This window comes from Streptomyces sulphureus DSM 40104 (assembly GCF_000381025.1).
GTDB classification, from domain to species: Bacteria; Actinomycetota; Actinomycetes; order Streptomycetales; family Streptomycetaceae; genus Streptomyces; species Streptomyces sulphureus.
The window spans coordinates 108,888-133,886 of record NZ_KB905821.1; the positions used below are offsets into that span (position 1 = coordinate 108,888).

The 24,999-nt window shown below is 71.4% G+C and carries 23 protein-coding genes; 18 read left to right on the forward strand and 5 right to left on the reverse strand.

Annotation, left to right across the window (positions count from 1 at the left end):
- Positions 1-222 precede the first annotated feature (222 nt).
- Both F603_RS0123015 and lpdA read right to left on the reverse strand, forming a co-directional pair.
- Positions 223-1,161 carry a GlxA family transcriptional regulator gene (locus F603_RS0123015; RefSeq protein ID WP_019548298.1) on the reverse strand — a complete coding sequence of 313 codons (939 nt, stop codon included), beginning with the start codon at positions 1,159-1,161 and terminating at the stop codon, positions 223-225.
- 58 nt (positions 1,162-1,219) lie between these two features.
- Positions 1,220-2,620, reverse strand: coding sequence for a dihydrolipoyl dehydrogenase (gene lpdA, locus F603_RS0123020; protein WP_026328657.1), 1,401 nt, complete (start codon positions 2,618-2,620; stop codon positions 1,220-1,222).
- 333 nt (positions 2,621-2,953) lie between these two features.
- On the opposite strand from lpdA, the gene F603_RS0123025 reads away from it, so the two are divergent.
- From F603_RS0123025 to F603_RS0123055, 7 genes are all read left to right on the forward strand, one after another.
- Positions 2,954-3,736, forward strand: a complete 783-nt coding sequence (locus F603_RS0123025) for an AfsR/SARP family transcriptional regulator (protein WP_026328658.1) — start codon at positions 2,954-2,956, stop codon at positions 3,734-3,736.
- Between the two features lie 989 nt (positions 3,737-4,725).
- Entirely contained in the window at positions 4,726-5,592 is an 867-nt protein-coding gene (locus tag F603_RS0123030; RefSeq protein WP_019548301.1) for an alpha/beta fold hydrolase, read from the forward strand.
- Complete coding sequence (locus F603_RS0123035) at positions 5,589-6,860, forward strand: NAD(P)/FAD-dependent oxidoreductase (protein WP_019548302.1); 1,272 nt, start codon at positions 5,589-5,591, stop codon at positions 6,858-6,860. The genes F603_RS0123030 and F603_RS0123035 overlap by 4 nt, the downstream gene beginning before the upstream one ends.
- A gap of 54 nt (positions 6,861-6,914) precedes the next feature.
- Positions 6,915-7,190, forward strand: a complete 276-nt coding sequence (locus tag F603_RS0123040; protein ID WP_019548303.1) for an acyl carrier protein — start codon at positions 6,915-6,917, stop codon at positions 7,188-7,190.
- Complete coding sequence (locus tag F603_RS0123045; protein ID WP_019548304.1) at positions 7,187-8,410, forward strand: beta-ketoacyl-[acyl-carrier-protein] synthase family protein; 1,224 nt, start codon at positions 7,187-7,189, stop codon at positions 8,408-8,410. Before F603_RS0123040 ends, F603_RS0123045 begins: the two co-directional genes overlap by 4 nt.
- On the forward strand, positions 8,407-9,612 hold the full coding sequence (locus F603_RS32635; protein ID WP_019548305.1) for a beta-ketoacyl synthase N-terminal-like domain-containing protein: 1,206 nt from the start codon (positions 8,407-8,409) through the stop codon (positions 9,610-9,612). Before F603_RS0123045 ends, F603_RS32635 begins: the two co-directional genes overlap by 4 nt.
- Positions 9,612-10,250: an RNA polymerase sigma factor gene (locus F603_RS0123055; protein WP_019548306.1), complete on the forward strand. Its 639-nt coding sequence runs from the start codon at positions 9,612-9,614 to the stop codon at positions 10,248-10,250. Before F603_RS32635 ends, F603_RS0123055 begins: the two co-directional genes overlap by 1 nt.
- Positions 10,251-10,568: 318 nt before the next feature.
- On the opposite strand, the gene fabG is transcribed toward F603_RS0123055, so the two are convergent.
- The 3 genes from fabG to F603_RS0123070 form a co-directional block, all read right to left on the reverse strand.
- Positions 10,569-11,327 carry a 3-oxoacyl-ACP reductase FabG gene (gene fabG / locus F603_RS0123060; RefSeq protein ID WP_019548307.1) on the reverse strand — a complete coding sequence of 253 codons (759 nt, stop codon included), beginning with the start codon at positions 11,325-11,327 and terminating at the stop codon, positions 10,569-10,571.
- 47 nt (positions 11,328-11,374) lie between these two features.
- Complete coding sequence (locus F603_RS32640; protein WP_019548308.1) at positions 11,375-11,839, reverse strand: nuclear transport factor 2 family protein; 465 nt, start codon at positions 11,837-11,839, stop codon at positions 11,375-11,377.
- A gap of 85 nt (positions 11,840-11,924) precedes the next feature.
- Entirely contained in the window at positions 11,925-12,347 is a 423-nt protein-coding gene (locus F603_RS0123070) for a nuclear transport factor 2 family protein (protein WP_019548309.1), read from the reverse strand.
- A gap of 217 nt (positions 12,348-12,564) precedes the next feature.
- On the opposite strand from F603_RS0123070, the gene F603_RS0123075 reads away from it, so the two are divergent.
- The 11 genes from F603_RS0123075 to F603_RS0123125 all read left to right on the forward strand — a co-directional run bounded on the left by F603_RS0123075 (position 12,565) and on the right by F603_RS0123125 (position 24,975).
- Positions 12,565-13,626 (forward strand): ketoacyl-ACP synthase III family protein, encoded by a 1,062-nt coding sequence (locus F603_RS0123075; RefSeq protein WP_019548310.1) that lies wholly within the window; start codon positions 12,565-12,567, stop codon positions 13,624-13,626.
- Complete coding sequence (locus F603_RS34270) at positions 13,616-14,539, forward strand: holo-ACP synthase (RefSeq protein WP_245600882.1); 924 nt, start codon at positions 13,616-13,618, stop codon at positions 14,537-14,539. The genes F603_RS0123075 and F603_RS34270 overlap by 11 nt, the downstream gene beginning before the upstream one ends.
- Before the next feature lie 4 nt (positions 14,540-14,543).
- Positions 14,544-16,046, forward strand: a complete 1,503-nt coding sequence (locus F603_RS0123085) for a class I adenylate-forming enzyme family protein (RefSeq protein ID WP_019548312.1) — start codon at positions 14,544-14,546, stop codon at positions 16,044-16,046.
- Between the two features lie 324 nt (positions 16,047-16,370).
- Positions 16,371-17,369, forward strand: a complete 999-nt coding sequence (locus tag F603_RS0123090) for an NAD-dependent epimerase/dehydratase family protein (protein WP_019548313.1) — start codon at positions 16,371-16,373, stop codon at positions 17,367-17,369.
- Positions 17,370-17,665: 296 nt separating this feature from the next.
- The gene (locus tag F603_RS32655) at positions 17,666-18,925 is read left to right on the forward strand and encodes a macrolide family glycosyltransferase (RefSeq protein WP_019548314.1); all 1,260 of its coding nucleotides are present in this window, start codon (positions 17,666-17,668) and stop codon (positions 18,923-18,925) included.
- Between the two features lie 58 nt (positions 18,926-18,983).
- A complete protein-coding gene (locus F603_RS0123100) occupies positions 18,984-19,940 on the forward strand; it encodes a 3-oxoacyl-ACP synthase III family protein (protein ID WP_019548315.1) in 957 nt (318 codons plus the stop codon).
- A gap of 2 nt (positions 19,941-19,942) precedes the next feature.
- Positions 19,943-21,238 carry a type III PLP-dependent enzyme domain-containing protein gene (locus F603_RS0123105; RefSeq protein ID WP_019548316.1) on the forward strand — a complete coding sequence of 432 codons (1,296 nt, stop codon included), beginning with the start codon at positions 19,943-19,945 and terminating at the stop codon, positions 21,236-21,238.
- Between the two features lie 81 nt (positions 21,239-21,319).
- Positions 21,320-21,571 carry a phosphopantetheine-binding protein gene (locus F603_RS0123110; protein ID WP_019548317.1) on the forward strand — a complete coding sequence of 84 codons (252 nt, stop codon included), beginning with the start codon at positions 21,320-21,322 and terminating at the stop codon, positions 21,569-21,571.
- Positions 21,568-22,407, forward strand: a complete 840-nt coding sequence (locus F603_RS0123115; RefSeq protein WP_019548318.1) for a hypothetical protein — start codon at positions 21,568-21,570, stop codon at positions 22,405-22,407. The genes F603_RS0123110 and F603_RS0123115 overlap by 4 nt, the downstream gene beginning before the upstream one ends.
- Complete coding sequence (locus F603_RS0123120) at positions 22,394-23,695, forward strand: MFS transporter (RefSeq protein ID WP_019548319.1); 1,302 nt, start codon at positions 22,394-22,396, stop codon at positions 23,693-23,695. Before F603_RS0123115 ends, F603_RS0123120 begins: the two co-directional genes overlap by 14 nt.
- A 41-nt stretch (positions 23,696-23,736) precedes the next feature.
- Positions 23,737-24,975: an MFS transporter gene (locus F603_RS0123125; protein WP_019548320.1), complete on the forward strand. Its 1,239-nt coding sequence runs from the start codon at positions 23,737-23,739 to the stop codon at positions 24,973-24,975.
- The last annotated feature ends 24 nt before the right edge of the window (positions 24,976-24,999 follow it).

Sequence of the window (24,999 nt, forward strand, 5' to 3'; positions counted from 1 at the left end):
CCGCACTCCACTTCCTCGGGGCCGGAGCGGCCGGACTCCCGCGAGCGCCCTGGACGAGCGTCCGCACCCCGTGTCACCCGACCACGGGGCGGCGGGGCGTTCGCCTCCTGGGTGAGGCAACGGAACCCCGGCGCGTTCCGCACCACCGCGCCCGTGCGAGCCGCCTCCTCTCGACGGACCGATCAGGCAGGCCGCCGAAAAGGGGCCGTTCGTCGGTCGGGTTCAGCTCCGCGCCCGGAACGTACGGCGGTACCGCAGCGGCGACGTACCGAGCGCGGCGCGCAGGTGTTGCCGCAGGGAGGTTCCCGTGGCGAAGCCGACCCGCTGGGCGACCTCCTCCACCCCCAGGTCGCTCGTCTCCAGCAAGTGGCGGGCCCGCGAGACCCGTTGCTGGATGAGCCACTGACCGGGACTGACGCCCACCTCCTCGCGGAACCGGCGAGAGAAGGTGCGCACACTCATCCTGGCCCGCTCGGAGAGATCGGTCACCCGCAACGGCAGGTGGAGGTTCTCCAGCACCCACTCACGGATGTCACCCGTGCTCTGCGCCGGAAGGGAGGGCACGGGGGCGTCGATGTACTGGGCCTGTCCGCCCTCGCGCCACGGAGGCGTCACACAGCGCCGTGCCACACTGTTCGCGACGTCGCTGCCGTGGTCCTTGCGCACGATGTGCAGACACACGTCCAGGCCGGCCGCGGCTCCGGCCGAGGTGAGAATGTCGCCGTCGTCGATGAACAACACGTCCGCGTCGAGGTCCACCTTCGGAAAGAGGCATCGGAACCTGCCGGCGAACTCCCAGTGCGTCGTGGCCGGACGGCCGTCGAGCAGGCCCACCGCGGCGAGCAGGAAGGCGCCCGTGCAGATCGACACGATCCGGGCGTCCGGCGGGATCAAAGCAACGGCTTCGGTCACCGGGTCGGGGACGGCCCCGGCGACCAGTGTCAGATCGAAGGGCGGCACCACCACGGTGTCCGCGTTCCGGAGCTCCTCGGGTCCGCGCTGTGCAGCGACGAGGAAGTCGCTGTCGGTGCGTACGGGAAGCCCGTCGACGGTACAGGTGAGCACCGTGTACCGGGAACTGGTGGTGCCGAACACCCGGTGCGGGATGCCGAGTTCGAACGGATACACCCCATCGAGCGCTAGCACGACGACCTGATGCATGGCGCAACCGTATCCACGCCGCCCACGCACCCTCCATGAAGACCGCCCGGCTTCTCCGCTACATGTTGACCATGTGGCCGGCCAGGTCGTGCACCGCCTCCTTGACCGCCTCGCCCAGCGTCGGGTGTGCGTGCACGTTGCGCGCCAGCTCGCTCGCCGTCGCCTCCCACCGCTGTGCGGCCGTCAACTCCGGTAGCAGCTCGGTGACTTCAGGTCCGACGAGGTGGGCTCCCAGCAGCTCGCCGCTGCCGGCGTCACAGAGGACCTTGGCAAAGCCCGACGTCTCCCCCAGCCCGCATGCCTTGCCGTTGGCGGAGAACGGGAACTTCGCCACCCGGACGTCGAAGCCGCGCGCATGCGCCTGCTCCTCGGTGTGCCCGAAGCTGGCGATCTGCGGCTTGCAGTACGTCGCGCGGGGCATCATCGCGTAGTCCAACTGCGAGGTCTCCACGCCCGCGATGGTCTCCGCTGCGACCATGCCCATCGCCTCCGCAACGTGCGCAAGCATGAGCTTGCCCGTGACGTCGCCGACGGCGAAGAGGTGCGGCTCGCTCGTCCGGCACCGCCCGTCCACCTCGATCGCTCCGCCGGCGGTGATCCGGACGCCGGTGGCCTCCAGGCCGTACCCCTCGGTACGCGGCTGGAACCCCGTCGCGAGGAGCACCCGATCCGCTTCGAGGACCTCCCGCCGGCCCTGTCGGCGCACCGTCACCCGGACGCGGTCGGCCGAGTCGTCGACGTCCTCCACCCGCGTCGACGTCCGCACCGTGATGCCCAACTTCGCGTAGGCCCGGGCCAGTTCCCTGGAGACCTCCACGTCCTCGCCCGGCACCATCCGATCGCAGAACTCGACGAGGCCGACCTTCACCCCGTACGCCTGCAGGACGTAGGCGAACTCGACGCCGATCGCCCCCGCGCCGACGATGACGATCTCGGAGGGCAGCTCCCGCGTGAGGATCTGTTCCTCGTAGGCCACGACGCGCTCACTGAACCGGACACCGGGAAGCGGCTTCGCCGTGGCGCCGGTGGCGAGGACGCAGTGCCTGAAAGTGACCGTTTCGGCGCCGGACCCTCCGTCCACGCGGAGCGTATGGGGGTCGGTGAAGGTGCCCCGCCCTTGGTACTCGGTGATCCCGTTCTTCTTTATCAGGTAGTGCACGCCCTTGTTCCGCCCCGCGGCGACCCTCCGACTGCGGTCGAAGGCGACGCCGTAGTCGAAACCGACCCGGCCGCCCTCCACCGTCATCCCGAAGGTCTCGGCCTCGGAAGTCACCACGTGGGCGAGTTCCGCGTTGCGGAGCAGGGCCTTGGAGGGGATGCACCCCACGTTCAGACAGACGCCTCCCCAGTACTGCTGCTCCACCACCGCCACGCTCAGCCCCAGTTGGGCCGCTCGGACGGCCGCGACATACCCGCCGGGACCCGCGCCCACCACCACCACATCAAAATGTGCACCCATGCTGTCAGCCTGCCGCCCCGGTGCGCGGCTCGCCATGGCATGATTGCCAACATTCGATGGAAACGTGCCACACGGTCCCCTACCGCGGCGGCACACATTTCCCGACAACGTCTCGAACCCCGTTGCGATCACCCCCACCACGGTTTACGCGCGTACGCACGATTCTTGGTGTTTTTGCTCACTGCGGCGGGCGCGATCGGCGAGTAGCCTCTCGCGCGCACCGAAAGGCGCGGGATTCAGACGTACTCTCCTGCGTCCAGGGTGTGGATCCGGAAGCACTTCAGGTGCGACGGTTCGCCGAAACCGGGCAGCGGGGGAACTGGGGGCTTGAAGATGGACAAGTTATTTCCGGTCGGGCTACCGCGCTTTCGCGTCCTCGGACCGCTGGAAGTGTCGGCCGCCGGCGCCCGCCCGGATCTGGGAGGGACGCGGCAGCGCACCCTGCTGACCCTCCTCCTCCTGGAGTCCGGCAACACGGTCCCCCTGCCCCGCATCGTGGACGCCGTGTGGGGGGAGGCTCCGCCCGACTCGGCCGTCGCCCAGGTCAGGATCTGCGTGTCCCGCATCCGGCGGGCGCTCAAGGAGTGCGGGGACCCCGGCATCCTGCGCACGGTCCCCGGCGGCTATCTCATCAACCCGCCCCGGTACGCCGTCGACCTCCACCTGTTCAGGGACACGGTCTCGACGGCGGAGCAACTACGCGAGCAGGGCGACCGGTTCGCCGCCCTCCGAGCGCTGCGGACGGCGCTCGACCTCTGGTACGGCCCGGCCGCGTCCGGTTTGGAGAGCGCGGTGTTGGAGAACATCGCGGCCGGCCTCCACGAGGAGCGGATCGCCGCTCTGGGGGACCGCATCGACCTCGACCTGGAGCTCGGGAGACACCGACACGTGGTCGCCGAGCTACGACACCTGGTCATGGAGCACCCGTTCAGGGAACGGTTCGCAGCACAGTTCATGATCGCTCTGTACCGCGACGACCGGCAGGCCGAAGCCCTCGATCTCTTCCGCCAGGTGCGCAGACGGTTCGCCGAGGAGCTCGGCATAGAGCCGAGCCTGCGGCTCCGTCAGCTCGAACGGGCGGTTCTCGCCCAGGACTTGGTGTTACACGGCGCCTGAGACGAGCTCCGCGGGCGAGCGCCGGCCCTCCTCGCCCCGGTGGCCGTAGCGCAGTACGGGGCGGCAGGCGCCCCGCCCCGGGCGGGGCGGGGTCGCGGTCACCGCGGCGCACGGGTCCCGTATCGCCCGATGAGCCGGGCTGGCTCCCTCTTCGCCGTCTCACCTGCCGTGGCGGCCCGGTCACCGCGCACCGAATGCCGGCGCTGCGGACCGCCGGCCACGCTCCCGCCTGTTCAGTGTCTCGCGACGCCCGGACACGGTAGGACCGCCTCCGGCACCGCACCGGGGCCGTTCCTGGCCGCCGTCGAGTCGGCACCGTGCCCGCCCCTTCGCGCGGGTTCGGCCCCTCGCGCGGCCGCGTCGCGAGCCGGGAGCGACTGAAAGGGGGCGGGCGGCCGACGGCGCACCGAAACCGGGAAGGCGAGGTGCCGCAGGAGACCGTGCCGCCGCGTGGTGCCGCCCGTCCCACGGCCGCGGGCGCCCCAATTCGGCGAGCGGCACGCGTAGTTCCTCCCACGGACCGCCTGGCGCCTCTCGTCCATTTCCGTGCCGGCGGGCTCCCGTCGGCCGGTCACCGTCCGCTGTCTCATCGGAATCCGCCGCACGCACAGCGGAAATGCTGCACCATCGACATATCACTGGAATATCGCTCCGCGCATATTCCGCGGATATTCGCCGGCAAGCCGAACGATAACGACCGCGGCGCACCATGGGCTCGTCGAATGCGGCGCTCTGTGAGCCACGCGTTCCGTACGCCTTTCTGCTCGAGGAGAGGGAGCCGGTGGACCAATGAATGTGAATTCGCGGTGCTCGGATACTCAGCGGCTCGTCGACGGGGCTGGGCGACCCCTCGTCGAGGGGTCCGCTGTCCCGCACGCCGAGAGGATCGATGCCCGATTGCCCGGTAGCTGCTTCCGTCTGTGTGGTCGACGGCGCCGCACCGGCACGGACGGCTCCGCCGCGGCTCCCATCGCGGCCGGTGGACACCGGTGACGTCCGCTCCGGACCCGCCGGAGCAGTGGCTTCCCACCGTCGAGGTGGTGGTCGGAGGCGAGCCGGTCCAGGTCTGGGAGCGCTCCGTGCCGGACGGCACCGCCGCAGGACCGCACCTGGTCTTCGTGCACGGCTTCGAGGAGAGCTGGGACTGTTGGGGTCCGCTCGCCGCACACCTGCCCTCCGACTGCCGGGTCTCCTCCCTGGAGTTGCCCTGGCACAACAACTCCGACCACGTGTGGGCCCGGGCGGGGGACGCCGCGAGCTGGTTGGAGCACGGGCTGCGAGCGCTGCGTGTGGCGCCCGACCTCGTGGTCGCCCACTCCTTCGGGGCCTGCGCGCTGGTCCAACTCCTCGCCTGTCTCAACGGGAGCTTTCGTACCCCGGCGGCCCTCGTCGCACCGGTGCTCCGACGCCAAGACCCGTTCTTGGACCCGAAGTTCTTCGAAGGGGCCGTCGGAAGGTTCCGCGGGGTCATCAGGGAGGGGCTGACCGTCCGGCTGGGGCCGCGGAGTGCACGCCTGCTGCCCGGAGTGCTCGATCGCATGGTGGACACGGTGCTCGAACGCGTCGGCGCCGAGGGCGTCCTCCACTTCTACCTGGAGCTCGCCCGCCTGGCGCGACTTCGCCCGGAGCACATCTCGGTACCACTGCTGATCCTCGGCGGTGACGACGACCCCTCCGCGCCCGAGAACGAGGTGGCGGACCTGCGCGCCCGGCTCCCCGACGTGCGCGTCAGGCGGCAGCCGGACCTCGGGCACTTCTGCCATGTCGAAGAGGCCGCCCGGATCGCCGAACACCTCCTCCGGTTCCTCGCGGAACTGCAACTGACCACTCCAAGAGAGGAGTTGACGGGACCTTGACCTCGTCACACCCCACGCAGCACCGCGCCTCCGCCCGACCGGCCCGCTACGACGCGGTCATCAGCGGCGCCAGCCTCGCCGGCTGTACCGCCGCAACGCTCCTCGCCCGCGCGGGCGCCCGCGTGGCGCTGCTGGAGCGGCACCATTCCCCCACCGCCCACAAGGTGCTGTGTACGCACTACCTACAGCCCTGCTCCTACCGGGTCCTCGACCGGCTGGGGGTCATCCCCGCCCTGCGCGAGGCGGGCGCCGTCGCGAACGAGGCGCACTGGTACACCCGTTGGGGCTGGATCCGGCCTCAGCCGAAGCCGGGCGCTGATCCGCTGCCGCACGGCTTCAACCTCCGCCGCAGCACCCTGGACCCGCTCCTGCGCGCGCACGCCGCGGAGACGGACGGCGTCGACCTCCTCACCGGGCACAGCGTCACCGAGCTGCTCAGGGACGGCGACGGCCGAGTCGACGGGGTACGGGCGCGCACGAGCGACGGTGAGCGGGAGATACGCGGCCGGCTCGTCGTCGGCGCGGACGGCAAGGACTCGACGGTCGCCAAGCTCGCGCACCTGCGGGGGAAGACGCACCGGAACAACAGGTTCAGCTACTTCGCCTACTTCCGCGGGCTGAAGTCGGACGGCGACGTCACGCGGGGCTGGTTCCTCGATCCGGACGTGGCCTACGCCATGCCGAACGACGAGGGGATCACCGTGGTCGCGGTCATCCCCGACAAGAAGCAACTGCCCGCCTTCCGGGACGACCTGGAGGCGAGCTACCTGGACTTCGTCCGACGCCTGCCGGACGCGCCCGACATCGACGCCGCCGAACGCGTCTCCAAGATCACCGGGACGACGAACTACCCGCTGACGACGCGCACGCCGACCGCCCCCGGCATCGCCCTGATCGGCGACGCGGCGCTCACCAGCGACCCGCTGTGGGGCGTTGGTTGCGGGTGGGCGCTGGAGTCCGGGCAGTGGCTCGCCACCGCAGTGGGTCCCGCGCTCGCCGCCGACGGCGACCTCGGCAGGGCTCTCGACGACTACCGCCGCCGGCACCGCCGGGGACTCCGCGGTCACCAGCACCTCGTGACCGACTACGCCACCGCCCGCGGATTCAACCCCTTCGAGCGGCTGATGTTCTCCGCGGCCGCCAAGGACGCGCACATGGCGCGGCACATGCACCTCTTCGCGTCCCGGCTGATCGGCCCGCTGCGCTTCCTCAACCCGCTGGCACTGGCCAGAGCGACCGCGGTGAACCTCCGACACCGCGGCGCCTGACGACCCGAGGCCGCCTCACAAGAATCCACAAGCCCGACGGAAGGGAGAGACACCGTGACCTCATCCGCCACTCCGATCGTCACCGAAGAACACCGCCGACAGCTCCGCGAGATCATCCGGGAGATTCTGGAGCTGGAAGACGACGAGCTCACCGACACCAGCCTCTTCATCGAGGACCACGAGGCCGACTCCCTGCTCGCCATCGAAATCCTCGCCCGCATCGAGCAGGACCTGGGTGTGAGCATCCCGCAGGAGGAACTGCCGGAGATGGTCAACTTCCGCAGTGTGCACGAGGTCTTCGCCCGCAACCTCGCGAACAACGGCCAGTGAGCGCGGCCGCCGGCGAGCGCGTCGCGATCACCGGGCTCGGCGCGGTCAGCAGCGCCGGGTTGGGGGCGGACGCGTTCACGCGGACGATCCGGGAGGGACGTTCCACCACCTCGCCCGTCCGCGGCTTCGACGCCCGCGCCTTCCCGCACCGGTACGCGGGCGAGGTACACGACTACCGACCACGGGACTGGTTGGACCGCATCAATCCCGACACGTGGGGCCGCAGCAGCCAGTTCGCCGCGTCGGCGAGCCGCATGGCCGTGCAGGACGCCGGTCTGGCCGACGACGCGCTCGCACGCGCGCGGGCGGGCTCGATCATGGGCACCACCAGCGGCGAGTCGGCCGTGACCGAGCGGTTGGTCGACGAGTGGCACAGCGGAGGACTGGAATCCCTCACGCCCCGCTCCGTCGACGCGCTGCCCGCGGGCCGGATCGCCGCCGCCGTCAACACCGAACTCCGCCTCGACGGCGAGGCGCTGACCATCGCCACCGCCTGCTCGGCGAGCAACTACGCCCTGGGCTATGCGTACGACCTGGTGGCCGCCGGCGAGGCGGACTACATGCTCGCCGGCGGCGCCGACTCGGTGAACCGCTGGGCACACGCCGGCTTCTACCGGTTGGGGGCCCTCGCCGAGGAGGTGTGCCGTCCCTTCGACGTGGACCGCACCGGCATCCTCACGGCGGAGGGCGGCGTCGCACTGCTCCTCGAACCGTACGAGCGCGCCGTGTCGCGCGGCGCGCGGATCTACGCCGAGGTGCTCGGTTACAGCGTCAACTGCGACGCGGAGCACATGGTGCACCCGGAGACGAGCAGCATCGCCGCGTGCATGCGGGCGGCCCACCGGAACGCACAGGTGACGCCGGAGCAGATCGACTACATCTGCGCCCACGGCACCGGCACGCCGACCAACGACGCGACCGAAGTGGCGGCCGTGCGGCAGGTGTTCGGCTCCCAGCCGCCTCCCATCAGCTCCATCAAGTCGATGATCGGCCACACCATGGGCGCGGCGAGCGGCTTCGGCGCACTCGCCTGCTGCAAGGCCCTGTACGAGGGCTTCCTCCCGCCCACGGCCAACCTCGCGCAGGTGGACCCGGCGCTCGGCCCGGGAGTCGATCCCGTGCCGGGACGTGCCAGAGAGGCGAAGCCCCGGGTCGTCGAGAACCACGGGTTCGCCTTCGGTGGCAACAACGCGATCACCATCCTGGGAAGGCCCGCATGACCACAGCAACCACACCAGAGACGCGCGAGCGCCCCCTCGACGGCACCGTTCCGACCGTCGCGCCGCTCGCCCTCACGGCGGCGGCCGCGGTGACTCCGGCCGGTCTCGGACTCGGCGCACTGGGCGCGGCCCTCGACGGGAACGGCCCCGAGGCGAACCGGGCGACGGGCGAGATCGACGGCGAGGCATTGCCACCCCGGCCGACGCGCGCCGTCCCCGACCTGGACTTCGCGGAGCTGCTCGGCCGCAAGGGGCTGCGCAACCTCGACCGCACGACTCGGCTCGCCCTCGTCGCCTGCCGACTCGCGGTGGACGCCTACCCCGGCCGCCTCGGTCACGACACCGGCACCGTGTGGGGTACCACGGCGGGGAGCGTACGCAGCTCCAGCGAGTACTCCCGCCGCACGCTGACCGCCGACCCGCCCTACCTGGTGAACCCGAGCCTGTTCCCGAACACGGTCATGAACTGCGCGGCCGGGCAGGTGGCCATCCGGCACCAACTCCACGGCGTCAATGCGACGTTGGCGGGCGGACCGCTGGCGGGCGTGCAGGCGGTCCGCTACGCCCGCAACGCCGTCAGACAGGTTCAGGTGGAGAGGCTGCTCGTGGGCGGCGTCGAGGAGTTGAGCGCGCAGGGATGCTGGGGATGGCACCGCTCCGGCGGATTACGCCCCCACGCAGCCGTGGGCGAGGGCGCCGCCGTCCTCGTGCTGGAGCAGGAGGAGCGAGCACGGCGCGAGGGCCGTCCGCTGCTCGCTCGGGTCCTCGCCGCCGAGGTCGGCTTCGCCGCGCGCGGACGGCTCGTCCCCTCGCTCGCCGCAGTCGTCACGCGCGCGCTGCGGCGCAGCGGCCTCAGCGCCGCCGAGGTGACGACGGTCTCGTTCGGTGCCACCCAGCGGAGGGGGCTGGACCGGGCGGAGGAGAGGGCAGTGCGACGCGTCCTGGCGGACCGGGAACCGGAACGAGCCGTGCGCGTCAACACGGTGGTGGGAGAGTGCTCAGCGGCCACGGGCGCGCTCCAACTCGCCGCGCTGCTCGCCGACTGGCGACGTGCCGGGGCGGCGGCCGGCGAGGTGGCGCTCGTGCCCGCCCTCAGCGCCGACGGCTCGGTCGGATGCCTCGTCGTGCAGGCGTCGGAGGGCCTCTCGCAGGTGGGCGACCCCCAGACCGGCGCCGCTTCGGCGGCGGAGCGTTCCCGCTGATGCCGGCCCCGCAGGTACTGTCCGGCCCGGAGAGCCGGGTACGCGCGAAGCACGCGGTCCGCCGCGGCGAGGAGGCCGGAACGGTCGAACTCGTCCTGGCCTGCCGCCAGAAGAACCAGGAAGCATGGGCAGAGCTGGTCCGCCGGTACGCGCCGCTCGTCTGGACGGTGGCGCGCTCGCACCGCCTCGGCGTGCAGGACTGCGAGGAGGTGGTCCAACAGACCTGGCTCAAGGTCTACCAGAAGCTCGGTGCGCTGCACTCGCCCACCCGCTTCTCCGCCTGGCTGACGACCTGCGCACGGCGGGAGAGTCTGCGCCAGGTGGACCGGTGCGCACGGTACGTCCCCGTCGGAGGGGGCACCGAACTCGACCCGGTTCCGCAGGAGGCGACGGAGGCCGGCCCGGAGAGCGCACTGCTCCTCCGGGAACGGCGCTCCACCGTGCTCGCCGCGCTTCGTCGGCTGCCCCGACGCGACCAGGCGCTGCTCAGCCTGCTCAGCGACGACCGGCACAACTACACCGAGGTGAGCAGGTTGTTGGGGATCGCCCGCGGCTCCGTCGGACCGTTGCGGGCCAGGGCGCTGCGCAGGCTCGCCGGCGAGCTCGAAGCCGAGGGAGTCACCGCGGCGGCCGGTTGAGCGGGCTGTGCTTCGAGCTTCCACGCACGCGGCCGCCACGCACCGAACGCCACCGCGCGCCGAAGGCGCGGTGGCGTTCCCGTGGCCGGCCTCCGCCCGCCCGGGTGGGCGAGGCCCGACGCCGACGCGTGCGGCCGCCCCGTCCGGGTTCCGCACGCTTGCACGACGAACCCTCGTCATGCGGCACGGAACACGACCCGGGGAACGGGGAAGTGGCCGGAGCAGCGCGAGCCGTGCCGGAGAGCTCGGCCGGCGAGGGAGGCTCCTCTCCGGGCTCCGCGGAGCGTTCCCCCGCGGAGCCCGCGCCGAGCCCCGTGCTCACAACAGGACCCCGCCGTCCACCTGGAGGACCTGGCCGGTGATGTACGACGCGCGTTCCGAGACCAGAAAGCCGGTGAGCCCGGCGACGTCTTCGACGGTGCCGAACCGACGCATCGGCACCGACTCCAGAGCCTTCTTCCGCGCCGAGTCGCTCAGCTCGTCCAGCATCTCGGTGGCGACGAAGCCGGGGGCCACCGCATTGACGCGGACGCCGTGGCGCGCGAACTCCTTCGCCAGGGTGCGGGTGAGGCTGTTCACCCCGCCTTTGGAAGCCGCGTAGTTGGCCTGTCCGACCTGTCCCTGCACCCCTGCGACGGACGATATGTTGACGATCGCCCCGCGCCGCCGGCGCAGCATGTGGAAGCCCACCGCCCGACACAGGTTGAAGGTACCCGTCAGGTTGGTTTCCAGGACGGTCGTCCAGTCCTCGTCCGCCATCATGACGAGGTTCTTGTCCCGGACCACTCCGGCCGAGTTCACGAGCGTCCGCACCGGTCCGAGCTCGTCCTCCACGCGCTTGACGAACCGACCGACCGCGGCGGCGTCGGCCACGTCGCACGGCTGGTGCAGACATGCGGCGCCGCTCTTCTCCACGCGTCGCGCCGTCTCCTCGGCCGCCGGAGACGGCGCGTGGCCGCAGAAGGCGATGTCGTAGCCGTCGCGGGCGAGTTGCTCGACCACGGCCCGCCCGATACCCCGCGATCCTCCGGTCACCAGGGCGACCGGCCGCTCGCCGTCCCACTCACTCTCTGCCATGGCTGCTCCTGCACCTCGGTCCCTCATGTGCCACCGCGTTCGAGGGGTCACCCACGGCGTTTCGGCAACGGCGCTTCGACCTGTACGTAGACGTCGAGCAGGTCGTCGGAGAGCCAGTACTCGACGATCCGGCCTTCCTTGTCGAGGCGGAGGATGTCCACCCCGTGCTGTTCGACCGGGGTGCCGGGCGGAGCCTCGGCCCCCGCCGGGCGGCCCGACTGCCACGTGCCGCCGAACCTCCACCTGCCGATCAGTGTGGCTCCGTCCTTGAACGGGCCGACGCTGGTGCGGAAGCTCGGCTCGCTGTAGGAGGAACGGAAGGCGTCGATCCAGGACACCAGCCCCTCCCGAGTACGGATGCTCGACGAGTCCGGCATGCCGTACCGCGGCAGATGCACCGTCACCGCGTCGGCGACGAGGGTGTCGGCGTTGGCGTACCGGCCGTTCCAGATGCCGAGCCAGCTCTCCCACAGCTCGGTGGGCGACGGCCGGGGTGTGTACGTGGTCCTCACTGGTCCTCCGATGGTCGCGAATGCGGACTGCGCAGGCGGGACGCGGGCGCACACGTCCGGAGCGTGAGCGCACCCGCGTCCGGCGTCACCCTCTGGAGGCGACGGGCTCGTTGCTCTCCACCCCCTGGGTCCAGGCTTCGCGGACCGTGCCGTCCACGATCCGCAGGATGTCCACGCCGACCCAGTGGATCGTTCCGCCGGGGACGTCCGAGGCCCAGCCGGTACGCCCCTCGCACTCCGCCTTGCCGTACCAGCGCCACACGGCGAACTCGCCGTCCACGATCGGCCCGAAGTTCGTCTCGTAGCGCAGGCTCGCGAACTTGCTGCGGAAGCCGGCGACCCAGTCGGCCATCGCGGCGCCGTCCCTGATGCTGGAGACGTCGAACACCGCCTGTTTCGACGGGAGATGGACACGGAATTCGTCTCCGACGATCTTCAGGGCCGCTCGCGGGTCCTCGTTCCACATCTCCAGCCAGACATCCCAGATCTCCTCGGGTGAGCGCGCCATCGTCGACGTCCTCTCGCTGCGTTCCGCGACCGCCCGCACAGGCGGTCGGGAGCCCGTGGTCCGGTGCTCCGACCTGACAGAGCCTCGGGAGGGTGCGACGGATACTCCCTCACCGACCCACCTCCTCGCGCCGCCCGCCATCGCCGCACTCGTGTATCCGCCGCGGGCGACGACCGCTCTGTGACGAGCGACGGTCGGCGACGACGGGAGTCGAGGGATGCGGTTCGACGAGAGTGTGACGCTGGAGGCGGCCGCCTGCTGGCTGCCCCCGGAGCGGGAACGCGCCGCGGATCTGGTCGCGGCGGGACGTCTGCCGCCGGAGGGGCCCGCCGAAGCCGGCGTGACCGAGGTACCCGTGGCCTCGGCGCGGGCCGCGCCGGAAATGGCCGTGCTGGCGGGACGTCGCGCCCTCTCCCGCGCCGACGTCCCGCCGGACGACATCGGTCTGCTGCTGCACAGTTGGCTCTACCACCAGGGGCACGACTTCTGGTCCCCCGCGCACTTCGTCGCGCACGGGGTGGGCGCTCCGCACGCACTGCCCGTGGGCGTCCAACAGATGTGCCATGGCGGAGCGGTGAGCCTCTACACCGCGGCGGCCCAGATGTCCGCCGACCCCGCACTGCGCGCCGCCCTCGTCACCACCGGCGACCGCTTCCAGGGGCCCGGCTTCGACCGTTGGGGCAGCGACTCGCACGCCGCCTACGGCGACGGAGCGACGGCTGCGGTACTCGGCCGCTCGGGGCGCGGGCTGTCGTTGCTGGCGCACACCGTGCACGTCGACAGCGCGTTGGAGTCGATGTACCGCGGCAGCGACTCCTTCAGCGCCGCTCCGCTCGAACACAGCCGCCCGGTCGACGTCCGTCGTACGAAGAAGGCGTTCGCGGCGGCGGGAGGGTTGGAGGAGTTCGCCAGGATAGCGCCCGCGGCGATACGCGGAGTCATCGATCGAGCCCTCGAAGAGGCCGGCCTGGCGCCCGCAGACCCGCGGGTGCGGCAGGTGCTGCTCCCCCGGCTCGGCCCGCGCACCCTCGAACTGACCTACCTGCCCGCGCTGCGCGACCGGCTGCCGCACGCGGCAACGGTACGGGCGGGCGCGGACACGGGTCACCTCGGGTCCGGCGACGCAGTGGCCAACCTCGCCCACCTCCAGGAGCACGACCTGCTCGACGCGGGGGAGTTCGCCCTCGTGCTCACCGGCGGCGGTGGTTTCACCTGGTCCTGCCTGGTCGTCCGGCGGTCTGCGGAACCCGCCGACGAGGGGAGCGGCGTTGGGTGTTGAGCCACGCGCCGCGGCGTCCGCTCCGTGCCCGTACGCGCACCGCGTGCTGGCCGCCGTCGATGTGCTGCACGCCGAGGAGCTGCGCGCACTCGTTCACCGCGGCTGGTTCCGCGCCTACGCCTTCGCCCCGGAGGAGTTGGCCTACGCCGACTCGTGCGCGCCGAGCCGGTCCCTGGAGTTCCTGTCCGGCCGTTTCGCCGCCAAGGAGGCGGTCGTGAAGGCCCTCGGCTGCGGCTTCACGAACGGCGTGCGCCCCCATCAGGTGATCGTGGCGCGACGTTCCGACGGCGCCCCCCGCGTCCGGCTGCGCGGCGCCGCAGCGCGCGCCGCAGCGCGGCAGCGGATCGACGGGTTCCAGGCGTCGATAGCCCACAAACGAAGGTTGGTGGTCGCGACGGTCGTCGCCCACCAACGCGACAACGCAGGAGGACGCATGACGGTGGAGTCGACCTCGAAGACCGGAGCGGAGGCAGGGCACGAGCCCGTCGAGGCCTCTCTGCGGCTGCGCATGGCGTCGGAGGACGCACACTACGGCGGCTCCCTGGTGGCCGGTTCGCGCATGTTGGAGCTCTTCGGCGATCTCGTCACCGAGATCGCGGTGCGCACGGACGGGGACGAGGGACTGCTCGCCGAGTACGGCCAGGTCCGGTTCCTCGAACCCGTGTACCCCGGAGACTGGATAGAGGCCACCGCTCGTCTCTCCCGCAGGACCAGACTGCGCCGCACGGTCGAGTTGGCGGCGTACAAGGTCATCGCGGCGGGTACGGGAGACGCCGCCTCCTCGGCCTCGGTACTGGAGCCACCGGAGCCGGTCTGCACCGCGACCGCCACCACCGTCGTTCCGCTGCCCCGCCCCACGAGCCGGACGGCCGCGCAGACGAACACGGCCGGCGACGCTCAGCAGGGTCGGTGAGCCGATGGACACCCCCGCCCTCCTCCACGACCTGCTCGACGAACGGGCCGCCACCGCACCCGACTCCCCCGCCGTGGCCTCGCACACCGGCTCCCTCTCCTACGGGCGGCTCGCCGACGCCTCCCGGGGAGCGGCAACCGCACTGCGCGCCAAGGGAGTCGGGCGCGGTGCGCGGGTCCTGGTGAAGACCGAGAACGGCTTGGCGACCGCGAGCGCGGTGTACGGGGCGTCCCGGCTCGGGGCGCCCTTCAGCGTCCTGCACGCGGATGTGCGCGGAGCGCCGCTGGAGCACGTGCTGCAGGACAGCGAGCCCACCGTCCTGGTCACCGACGACGCCGACGCGGCGCGGACTGCTGCGTCCGCGCACGTCTCCTGTCTGCCCCCGGAAGCGCTGTTGGAGCCCCGGGCGCCCGGGGAGTCGACCGCGGCCGGGGGCGGCCCGCTCCCCGTCGACCCGGTCTGTCTGATCTACACCTCCGGCACGACCGCGCTCCCCAAAGCCGTCGTGAGCACCCACCAACAGCTCGTCTTCGCCACTCGCGCCATTCAGGAGCGGCTGCGGTACCGGCCCGACGACCTCGTCTACTGCCCTCTGCCGCTCTCCTTCGACTACGGGCTGTACCAACTGTTCCTGGCGGCCGTCAGCGGCGCCCAGGTGAGGCTCGGCAGCATGGCCGAGGCCGGCCCACCGCTGCTGCGCGCGCTGCGCGAGTCGGGGGCGACGGTGTTCGCCGGGGTGCCCTCCGTCTCCGACTCCCTGGCCTGGTTGCTGCGCCGCTCGCAGGGCGAAAAGCTGTCCCGGCTGCGGCTGTTGACCAACACGGGAGCCGCGCTGTCCGAGAAGACCAGGACGGCGCTCCGGGCCGGTCTGCCGAACCTGAGCATCCAACTCATGTACGGCCTCACGGAGTGCAAGCGCGCCACGATCATGCCCCCCGACGGGGATCTCGACCGGCCCGACTCCTCCGGTGTGCCGCTGTCCGACACCGAGTTGACCGTCGTGGACGACGACGGTGCGCCGCTGCCTCCGGGCGCGACCGGCGAGATCGTCGTCCGGGGCCCGCACGTCATGTCCGGCTACTGGCGACGCCCGGAACTGACGGCCCGACGGTTCCCCCGCCGCGACGGGCTCTTCCCCGAACTGCGCACCGGGGACTACGGCCACCTCGACGAGGAGGGCTACCTGTACTTCTCGGGGCGGCACGACGACCTCTACAAGGAGCGGGGCTTCCGGGTGAGTTGCACCGAGGTGGAGGCCGCGGCGCTGCGCCTCGACGGCGTGACGGCGGCCGCGGTGCTCCCGCCGACGGGTGACCGCGGCGCGGTGCTCACGGTCGTGGGCGAGGTGCCGGAAGAGGAGGTGCTGGAGCGGATGTGCGAACAGATCGAGCGGTTCAAGGTTCCCAGGCGCTGCGTGCGGATGGACTCCCTGCCCACGAACGGCAACGGGAAGTTCGACCGCCGGCTGATCACTGCCCACGTGGAGGGGCGGGCCTCGACGCGCTGAGCGTCGGCCCGCCGCACGCCTAACTCGCGCCGCATACGACCGGATTCGGCACCGAGCGGGATGCGGGGGCCCGACGTTCCCGTCCGTATCCGGAGGGACGTCCGGAGTCTCTGTACGTACGGAACGGCGGACCGGCGGAGGCGTTCGGGGACTCCGCCGGAGATCCGCGAAGCCACCCGGAGTCCCGCACCCGCGAAGCCGGCCCCACCGCGGCTCGTCCGGGCACGGCGCCGAAAGCCTCCCCGCCGGCTGTCCGGCCTCGCCGTTCCGGCTGGCGCACCTCCCCGTCCCACCCTTCCTCTCACACCACGAGGTCAAGAGATCATGTCTCGAAACATCGCCCTCATCGGTGCCGCCGGATTCGTCGGCACCAACCTCGCGCTCGGCATGGAGCAGCGCGGTCACACCGTGACGCTCGTCGACGTCGGTGACCGGTTCGGCCGGCTCGCGGCCTCCGGGCTGCTCGACAGGGCCCCGCACCACTTCGTCGACCTGGCGCGGCCGGGAGCCTCCCTCCCCGAGTGCGACGTCCTCGTCAACCTCGCCGCCCTGCCGCAGGTCGACTTCTCCCTCCACCACCCGGAGCTCGCGTTCACGAACAACGTCGCGGTGATGTCCGTGGTCCTGGAGGCCGCGCGACGCCGCGGGACACCGCTGCTCTTCACCTCTTCCATCGAGGTGTACGGCGGCAACGACGGTCCGCTGTTCACGGAGGAGAGCCCGCTTCTCCCGCTTTCCCCCTACGCGGCCTCGAAGATCGCCTGTGAGGGCTTCCTCGAGTCCTACCGGCACAACTTCGGCATCGCCGCCACCACGGTGCGACTCACCAACCTGTACGGGCCGTGGCAGGCACCGGACCGCATCGTGCCGCGCATCGCCGCCCAGGCGCTGCTGGGCGTGGAGTCCGAAGCGGTGACGGGTCGGCTGCGCGACTTCCTCGCCGTCGCGGACGCCGTCGACGCGATCTGCCGCCTCGTCGAGTCCGACGAGTGGAACAACACCTTCAACATCGCGGCCGGAAATCCGACCACCCTCGAAGAAGCGGCGGAGACGGTGGTGCGCACTGGCGGCTGCGGAAGTGTCACCGAGATCGAGACCCCGTCGGCGGACGGGCGCGGCCACTCCCTCGTCGCCTCCTCCGCACGCCTGGGCGAGGCGACGGGCTGGAAGCCCACCACGGCGCTGAGCGACGGCATCGCCGCCACCACCGCCTGGTACCGCGACAACCGGACGTGGTGGCAACCCTTCCGGGAGCAGGTGCGGTCGGGGCGGCGCGGTCCGGAGTTCCTCGTGGACCACGCCTTCCCCTTCTGGTCGCGGTGACCCGAGTGACACGGCCCGACGAGGCGCGTCCCTCCGGCACGAAGCGGGATCGACCGACCGGCGGACGGTTCGCCACGGGCCCTCGGCGTCCGCTGCGCCGCGCTCGTCACCCGCGAGGCACGGCACCCGTCCGGCGCCGCGCACTGCCGACACGCGTGCGGGGAGCCACCGTTGAGGACGCCCGTCGACGGCGCCGCCGGTGCGGGGTGTATCCGCGATCGCGCCGCGGCGGTCTGTACGGGGGATCACAAGCCACGCCGGCCGGGCGGTCCGCCGGCGAAGAGGGGAGCGGCAGGATGCGACACGGTGCCGAGCTGTCCGGTGAGGTTCCGGACTCGCCGGGGAGGCTCCCGAAGCGCGCGCACGTGGCCCTGATGGAGATCGGGATGCACGGCCACGTCACCCCGACGTTGGCCGTGGCACGGGAGCTCCTCGCGCGAGGGCACCGCGTGACCTACGTCGTACCGGAGGCGTTCGCCTCGCTCGTCGCGGAGACCGGCGCGGACGTCGTGCCCTTCCGCTCGGCATGGGGCCCTGCGGACGACTCCCTGAAGCTGCTCAAGGACTTCACGTCCATCGTCTCCTACATGCTGGACGAGGCTGAGAACGCGCTGCCGCAGGTGCGACAGGCCCTCGACGAGGACCGTCCCGACGTGATCCTGCACGATCTCTTCGCCTACGAGGCCCGGGTGTTGGGTCACGAGTGGGGCGTTCCCGCAGTGGCGTTCTGGCCGTTCGCGGTGGACTACGAGGGCAAGACGAACGGCATCGCCGCCGTCTACCGGGGGCTGCTCACCGATGCCGCCACCTCCCGGCTGCGCGACCGCTTCTCCCGGTGGCTCGCCGAGAACTCGGTGGAGATGCCGCTCGACCGCTTCGGGCTCCGACCGGAGCGGGGCGTCTCCTCCATCCCCCGGTCACTCCAACCGCACGCGGACGCCGTGGACGAGTCCGTGTTCTCCTTCGTCGGCCCCTGCCTCGGAGACCGGGCGGAGTTGGGCACGTGGCAGCCTCCGTCCGACGAGCGTCCGGTGCTGCTGATGTCCCTCGGCTCGACGTTCACCAACCGGCCGGACATCTACCGACGGTGCGTCGCGGACTTCGGGAGAAGCGACTGGCACGTCGTACTGCAGACCGGCAAGTTCGTCGACCGGGGGATGCTCGGCGACGTGCCCGACAACGTCGAGGTCCACCAGTGGCTTCCCCAGGTCGAAGTGCTCTCCCACGCCACGGCGTTCATCACCCACGCCGGCATGGGAGGCACTGTGGAGGCGCTCGCACACGAGGTGCCCATGCTCGCCCTGCCGCAGGGTGCGGACCAGTTCTTCATCGCCGACCGCCTGGTGGAGCTGGGCGTCGGCAGACGGCTCGACAACGACGCCGTCGCCACGACCGGCCTGCGGGGGCCGTTGGAGGAGCTCCTCGCCCTGCCTCAACTCACCCGACGCCTCGCGCTGCTGGGGCAGGAGATCCGCGCGTGCCGGGGCGCCCAGGCGGCCGCCGACATCGTCGAGGAGGCCCTCGTTCCGACCGCCCGGGCTTCGCGCCGGAGCTGAGCGTCCCGCTCCTTGCCACGCGGTCGGCTCTCGACCGCCCGACCCCGAGGGAGACATCGTGACCACCCAGCCCGCCACCCTGGAGGGCGTCGCCTACCACGCGCCGGAACGCGTCGTCGCCGTCGAGGAGTTGGCCGAGCGACTGAACCTGACGAAGTCGAAGGTGCAGCTCTTCCGGAAGATGCAGGGACTGAAGGAACTTCGCTACGACCCGGAGATGCGCTTCGAGGACCTCGTGCTCCCCGCGGCCCGACAGGTGCTCGACGAGGCAGAGGTACCGCTCTCCCGCGTCACCCACCTGATCTTCGCCCACGCGACCCAACTCCTCGCCCCCTCGACCGTGGACGTGGCGCAGGAGCTCCGGCGGCAACTCGGCCTCACCCGGGCGACCGCCTTCTCGCTCACCCAGCAGAACTGCGCGTCCGGCATGGCCGCGGTCGACGTCGCCGGGGAGCTGCTCCGGCTCGACGGAGACCCCGACGCGCGTGCCCTCGTCGTCACCGGCGAGCAGGCGTTCACCGCGGGGATTCAGCTCATCCCCGACACGGCGGTGCTCGGGGAGGCCGCCGCCGCGTGCCTCGTCGCCGTCGACGGCGCCGGGGCCCCCGTCCGCTCGTACGTCACGCAGACCCTCGGCGAATACTCCAATGGCGTCCGGATCGGCAAGGAGAGGGCCGCGGACCTCGGGCAGATCTACCCGGAGATCTTCGCCGACACGATGCGCCGTGCGGTCTCGGAGGCCGGCCTCACCCTCGCGGACATCGAGCTGCTGATCCCGCACAACGTCAACATGATGTCCTGGCGGCAGACCATCCAGGCGCTGGACTTTCCGCGCGAGCGGACGTTCCTGGAGAACATCCCGCGGTTCAGTCACTGCTTCGCGTCCGACGTGTTCGTGAACTACGTGACGCTGCGGGACGAGAAGCGGCTGGTGCCCGGCCGGCACTATCTCGTCGCCTCGGTCGGCGTCGGCACCACGTTCGCCGCCATGGTCATCACCCACAGGGAGGACTGAGCGTGGTCGCGTACGGAGAACCGGAGAACGGCCAGGGCGAGTTCCGGATACAGGGGGTCCCGGTGACGCGGATCGTCGAGGAGTTCGGGACACCGACCTACGTCTACGACGCGTCGCGCCTCGAATCCGTGTACCGGGAACTACGGGGCCTGCTGCGGCCGGAGATCGACGTCTTCTACTCGCTCAAGGCCAACCCGAACGTCAGCGTGGTGCGCACGTTGGGGCGGCTGGGCGCGGGGGCCGAGGTCTCCTCCCTGGTCGAGCTGCGCACCGCCCAGCGCGCCGGGATCAGCCCCGCGGACACCCTCTTCCTCGGCCCGGGCAAGACCGAGGCCGAGCTGGCCGCCTGCCTGGACGCGGGGTTGCACGCCATCGTGTGCGAATCCCTCGCGGAACTCAGGCAGTTGGAGGCAGCGGCAACGGCGCGCGGCCTGTCCTCGGTGGACGTGCTCCTCCGGCTGAACCCGGACTTCCCGACGAAGGGCTCCGGCCTCGCGATGGGAGGCAAGCCCCGGCAGTTCGGCATCGACACACGCCTGCTGCGCGCGGAGAAGGAGCGCCTCGCCGCTCTGTCCCGAGTGCGGGTGCGCGGCGTGCACGCCTACATGGGGACGCGTTTCCTTGCGCACGGCGACATCGTCCACAACACCCGCGAGGTGCTCGGCCTCGCCGCCGACCTGGCGGCGGACCTGGACATCGACCTCGACACCGTGGACGTGGGCGGCGGCCTGGGCGTCGCCTACTTCGACAACGAGGAGGACCTGGACGTCCAGGCGCTCGCCAGGGGGCTCAACGCCGAGGCCGACCGCTTCCTGCGGGAACGGCCCGGGTGCCGTCTGGTCCTCGAGGTCGGCCGCTATCTCGCGGCCCTGTGCGGGACCTACGTGACGCGCGTCCTGTACGTGAAGGAGTCCATGGGAAGCGACTTCGTCGTGACGGACGGCGGCACCAACCACCACATGGCCGCCGTGGGTACGGGCAGCTTCGTCAAGCGCAACTTCCCCCTCGTGGCGCTCACCCGCTACGGCTCGCCGGCCGACCACGAGTACACCGTGACCGGCCCGCTGTGCACCCCGAACGACGTGCTCGGGAAGAAGGTGCGGCTGCCCGCGGTCGCCCCCGGAGACCTCATCGGCGTCCAGCGCTCGGGAGCGTACGGGCCCTCGGCCTCCCCCGGGCACTTCCTGAGTCATGGCTTCCCGGCCGAGGTCCTCGTCCACCGCGGCACGCCCCACCTCGTCCGCGCACGGGACACCGCCGAGGACCTGCTCGACAGGCAGCGGCTCGCTCCGCTCTGACACACCCGCGCGCACGCCGCACGCCCCGCCACGCCCCGGACCCGGCGGCGTGGGCACCAACTCACGCGAAGGAGCGAAGAGATGGACCGTCAGGGAACGATCCAGGCCATCGAGGCCGGGCTCACCGACGTCCTGGAGCGCGAGGTCTCCGGGCTCGCCGAGGAGACCCGGTTCTTCGAGGACCTGCACCTGGACTCCACGTCGATCCTGGAGCTGCTGATGTCCCTGGAGGAGGAGTTGGGTTTCCAGGTGGACCCCGACGAGCTGGACATGAAGGACTTCGTGTCGGTCGGCACTTTCGTCGACTACCTCGACAAGGTGGTCACGGCATGACCCTGAGTCTCCAGGCCGCCGGCTCGGTGCTCGATCCGCCGGCCCGGACCTACCAGGAGAACCCCGCCGATCTGCGCTTCTTCGAGGACCTCTTGGAGCGCCACGGGCAGCGTTTCGACCGGGAGCGCTTCTTGTCGGGACGGCACGTCGACCACCGTTCCCTCACCGACCTGTTGGCGGACCAGGACGGCCTCCGCGGACGCACGGCGGACCTCATCGTCGTCGCGCACGCGCTGCCCGACGTGCTGGCACACGGCGTGACCGCCTCGCACGCGGCTCTTCGCTTCGGTGACGGGGTGCACGGATTCTCCGTGGCCGACCAGGGGTTGGCCGCCCCGTTCACCGGGCTGCGGATCGTCTCCGCGTTCCGGGCGAGCGGGCGCGCACGGCACCCCGTCCTGCTCGTGGTCGAGCAGACGACGCTGCCGGCGCACGACCCGGTCGTGGACGACGGGCCGGTACGACTCGTCGACTCGGGCGCGCTGCTGGCCTTCGGCGAGGACGGCCCGCTGCGGCTCGGGGCGGGGAGCGACGAGGTCCGGGTGGACCTGCCGGCGGACCGACTACCGGAACTGATACGCGCGCAGGCGCACCCCGACGCGGGAGAGACGCTGGTGGTGCTGGGGCCGGACGCGCCGGAGCCCGAGCCCGTTCCCGGCGGGCACCTGCACCGCGTTCCGCCGGGCAGCTACGCCACGAGCGTCTGGATCGCCCTCGCCGACAACTGGCGCGAGTGGGCGCGGCGCTTCGACCGTGTCCTGCTGTGCGACGTGGACCGGCGGAGGGGCCGGGGCTGCCTGGCGACACTGAGGTGCGAGCGCCATGAAGCCGACTGAGGCGGGAACGCCGGGCGACTCCCCCGCCCTTCCGCCCGACGCGGCCGCTCCCCCGCGAACGGCTTCCTCCGGCGGTGTCGGCCCGCTGTTCGTCACCGCGTTCGCCGCCGCGTACTGCGGGATCTACGTGGCCTTGGTGACGCCGACGACCGTCACCCTGGCGATGAAGGTGCACGACATCGCGCCGGATCGGGAGAACCAGGTCTTCTCCCTCGTCCTCGGGGTGGGTTCGGTGCTGGCGATCCTCGGCAACCCCCTCTTCGGGCGGTTGAGCGACCGCACCGTGTCGCGCCTGGGGATGCGCAAGCCGTGGTTGCTGGGTGGCAGCCTGGCGGGTGCCCTCGGCATCCTCCTCGTCGTGCTCGCCGAGGGGGTGCCGCTGCTGCTGCTCGGCTGGTGTCTGGCCCAACTGGGCTTCAACGCCGTCCTGGCGGCGCTCGTGGCACTCCTTCCCGACCAGGTACCCGTCGAGGAGCGGGGCCGGGTCTCCGGCGCTCTCGGCCTGTGCCTTCCCGTCGCGCTGGTGATCGGCAGCTTCCTCGCGCAGGTGGCGGCGCCGTCCGTGGCGCTGATGTTTCTCCTGCCCACCGCGGTCGGAGTGGTGACGGTGGTCGCGCTGGCTCTTCTGCTGAGGGACCGGCACCTCTCGGCGAAGGACCGACCGCCTTTCACCGTGCGGGGGTTCCTCCAGAGCTACTGGGTCAACCCCGTCCGCCAACCCGACTTCGGCTGGGCCTGGTTGAGCCGGTTCCTGATGTTCATGGGGACCTCCGTGCTCAGCGCGTACAAGAGCTTCTATCTGATGGACCACTTCGGCTTCCGTGCCTCCGAGGTCCCCCGGTTGGTCTTTCTGACGCTGGTCGCGCAAGCCGTGGTCACCGTCGTGACGAGCCAGGCGTGCGGTCGCCTCTCGGACCGACTGATGCGTCGCAAGATCTTCGTCCTGGCGGCGTCGGCGGTCTACGGAGTGGGGCTCGCGCTCGTGGCGTTCGCCGGCTCGTTCGGTGTGTTCGTCGCCGCCGTGGCGCTGTGCGGGGTGGGGTTCGGTGCGTACCTCTCCGTCGACCTCGCGCTCGTCGCCGACGTCCTGCCCAGCCGGGAGACGGCGGCGCGCGACCTCGGCGTCTTCAACATCGCAAACGCTCTGCCGCAGACGCTTGCGCCGGCGCTCGCCCCTGCCGTCCTCGGAGTGGGTGGAGGGGACAATTACCCGTTGTTGTTCCTCCTCGCCGCGTGCTCGGCCATGCTGGGCGCGGTCGCCGTCCAGCCGATCCGCGGAGTGCGCTGAGGCGGTCCACCCGTTCGGTAACCAACTGGCAAGGGAGCTCGATGAGTACGGAGTCGTTATCGGTCGAAGCCAAGCGCCGCGCCCGCTATCCGGCATGGCTCCTGGCGCTGTGTCTGGCGTCGTTCGCCGCCGGGACGGACAACTTCGTCATCGCAGGCGTCCTGCCGAAGATGGCCTCCGATCTGGACGTGTCCGAGGCGGTCGCGGGCCAGTTGATCACCGCCTTCTCGCTCACCTACGCACTGTCGGCACCCGTGGTTGCGGTGGCCACCGCACGGCTCCCGCGCCGGGTCGTGCTTCTGACGGCGCTGACCGTCTTCGCGCTCGCCAACGTCGGTGCGGCCGTCGCGCCTTCGTACTGGATGCTCCTCGTGATGCGGATCGTCACGGCTGTCGCCGGGGCCAGCGTGATGCCCGCGGCGTTCGCCACCGCGGCCAGGATGGCCCCGAAGGACAGCATGGGGCGCTACCTCGGCGTCATCACGTTCGGTCAGTCCATCGCGCTCGTCGTCGGTGTGCCCATCGGCACCGCGCTCAGCGGCTCGTTCGGCTGGCGATCCACCATGGTCTTCGTGGCGATACTGGCCGTGTGCGTGCTGGTCTTCCTCAGGCTGTTCCTGCCCCCGCAGCCCGGGGCTCCCGCTCTCCCGCTGCGGCGCAGGCTGGCTCCGCTCGGCAGCAGACCGGTGCTCGTCGGCCTGGTGGGTACCGTCATCGGTGCTACGGGGAACTTCATGACCTTCAGCTACGTCGCGCCGATCGCGGACGCGGTCTCGCACGCCGGCGCGGGCCAGCTCTCCGTCCTCGTCGCGATCATGGGGCTCGCCAGTGCCGTCGGAGCGGTCGTCGGCGGGCGCCTCGCCGACTCCTGGGGCCCGGGCCCGACGATCGTCGCCGCGCTCAGCCTCCAAGTCGCCTCCACACTCGTGCTCGGGCTCTGCGGCTGGCGTTGGCCGGGGGCGGTCTCGGTGGTGGTGCTGGGGCTGCTGTTGGCCGGCTGGGGCATCTTCGGCGGCGCCCTCACCCCGCCGCTCCAAGCCAGGTTGCTCTCCCTGGCGGGCGACGCCGGCAACGAGGTCGTGGCGCTGAACAGTAGCTGCCTCTTCCTCGGCATCTCGTTGAGCGGCGCGCTCGGCGGCGCCGTGCTGGCGAGCACCGGCCCTGCCTCGGTTCCGGTGGCGGCGGGAGCCATCAGCACGCTCGCCATCGCCGTTCTCGCCTGGTCCATCTACGGTCTCTCGGCTCGTTCAGGCGGCACTCCGGAGCAGCGGGAAGGCTGACGGACGAGAGCCTCCGCTAGTCGC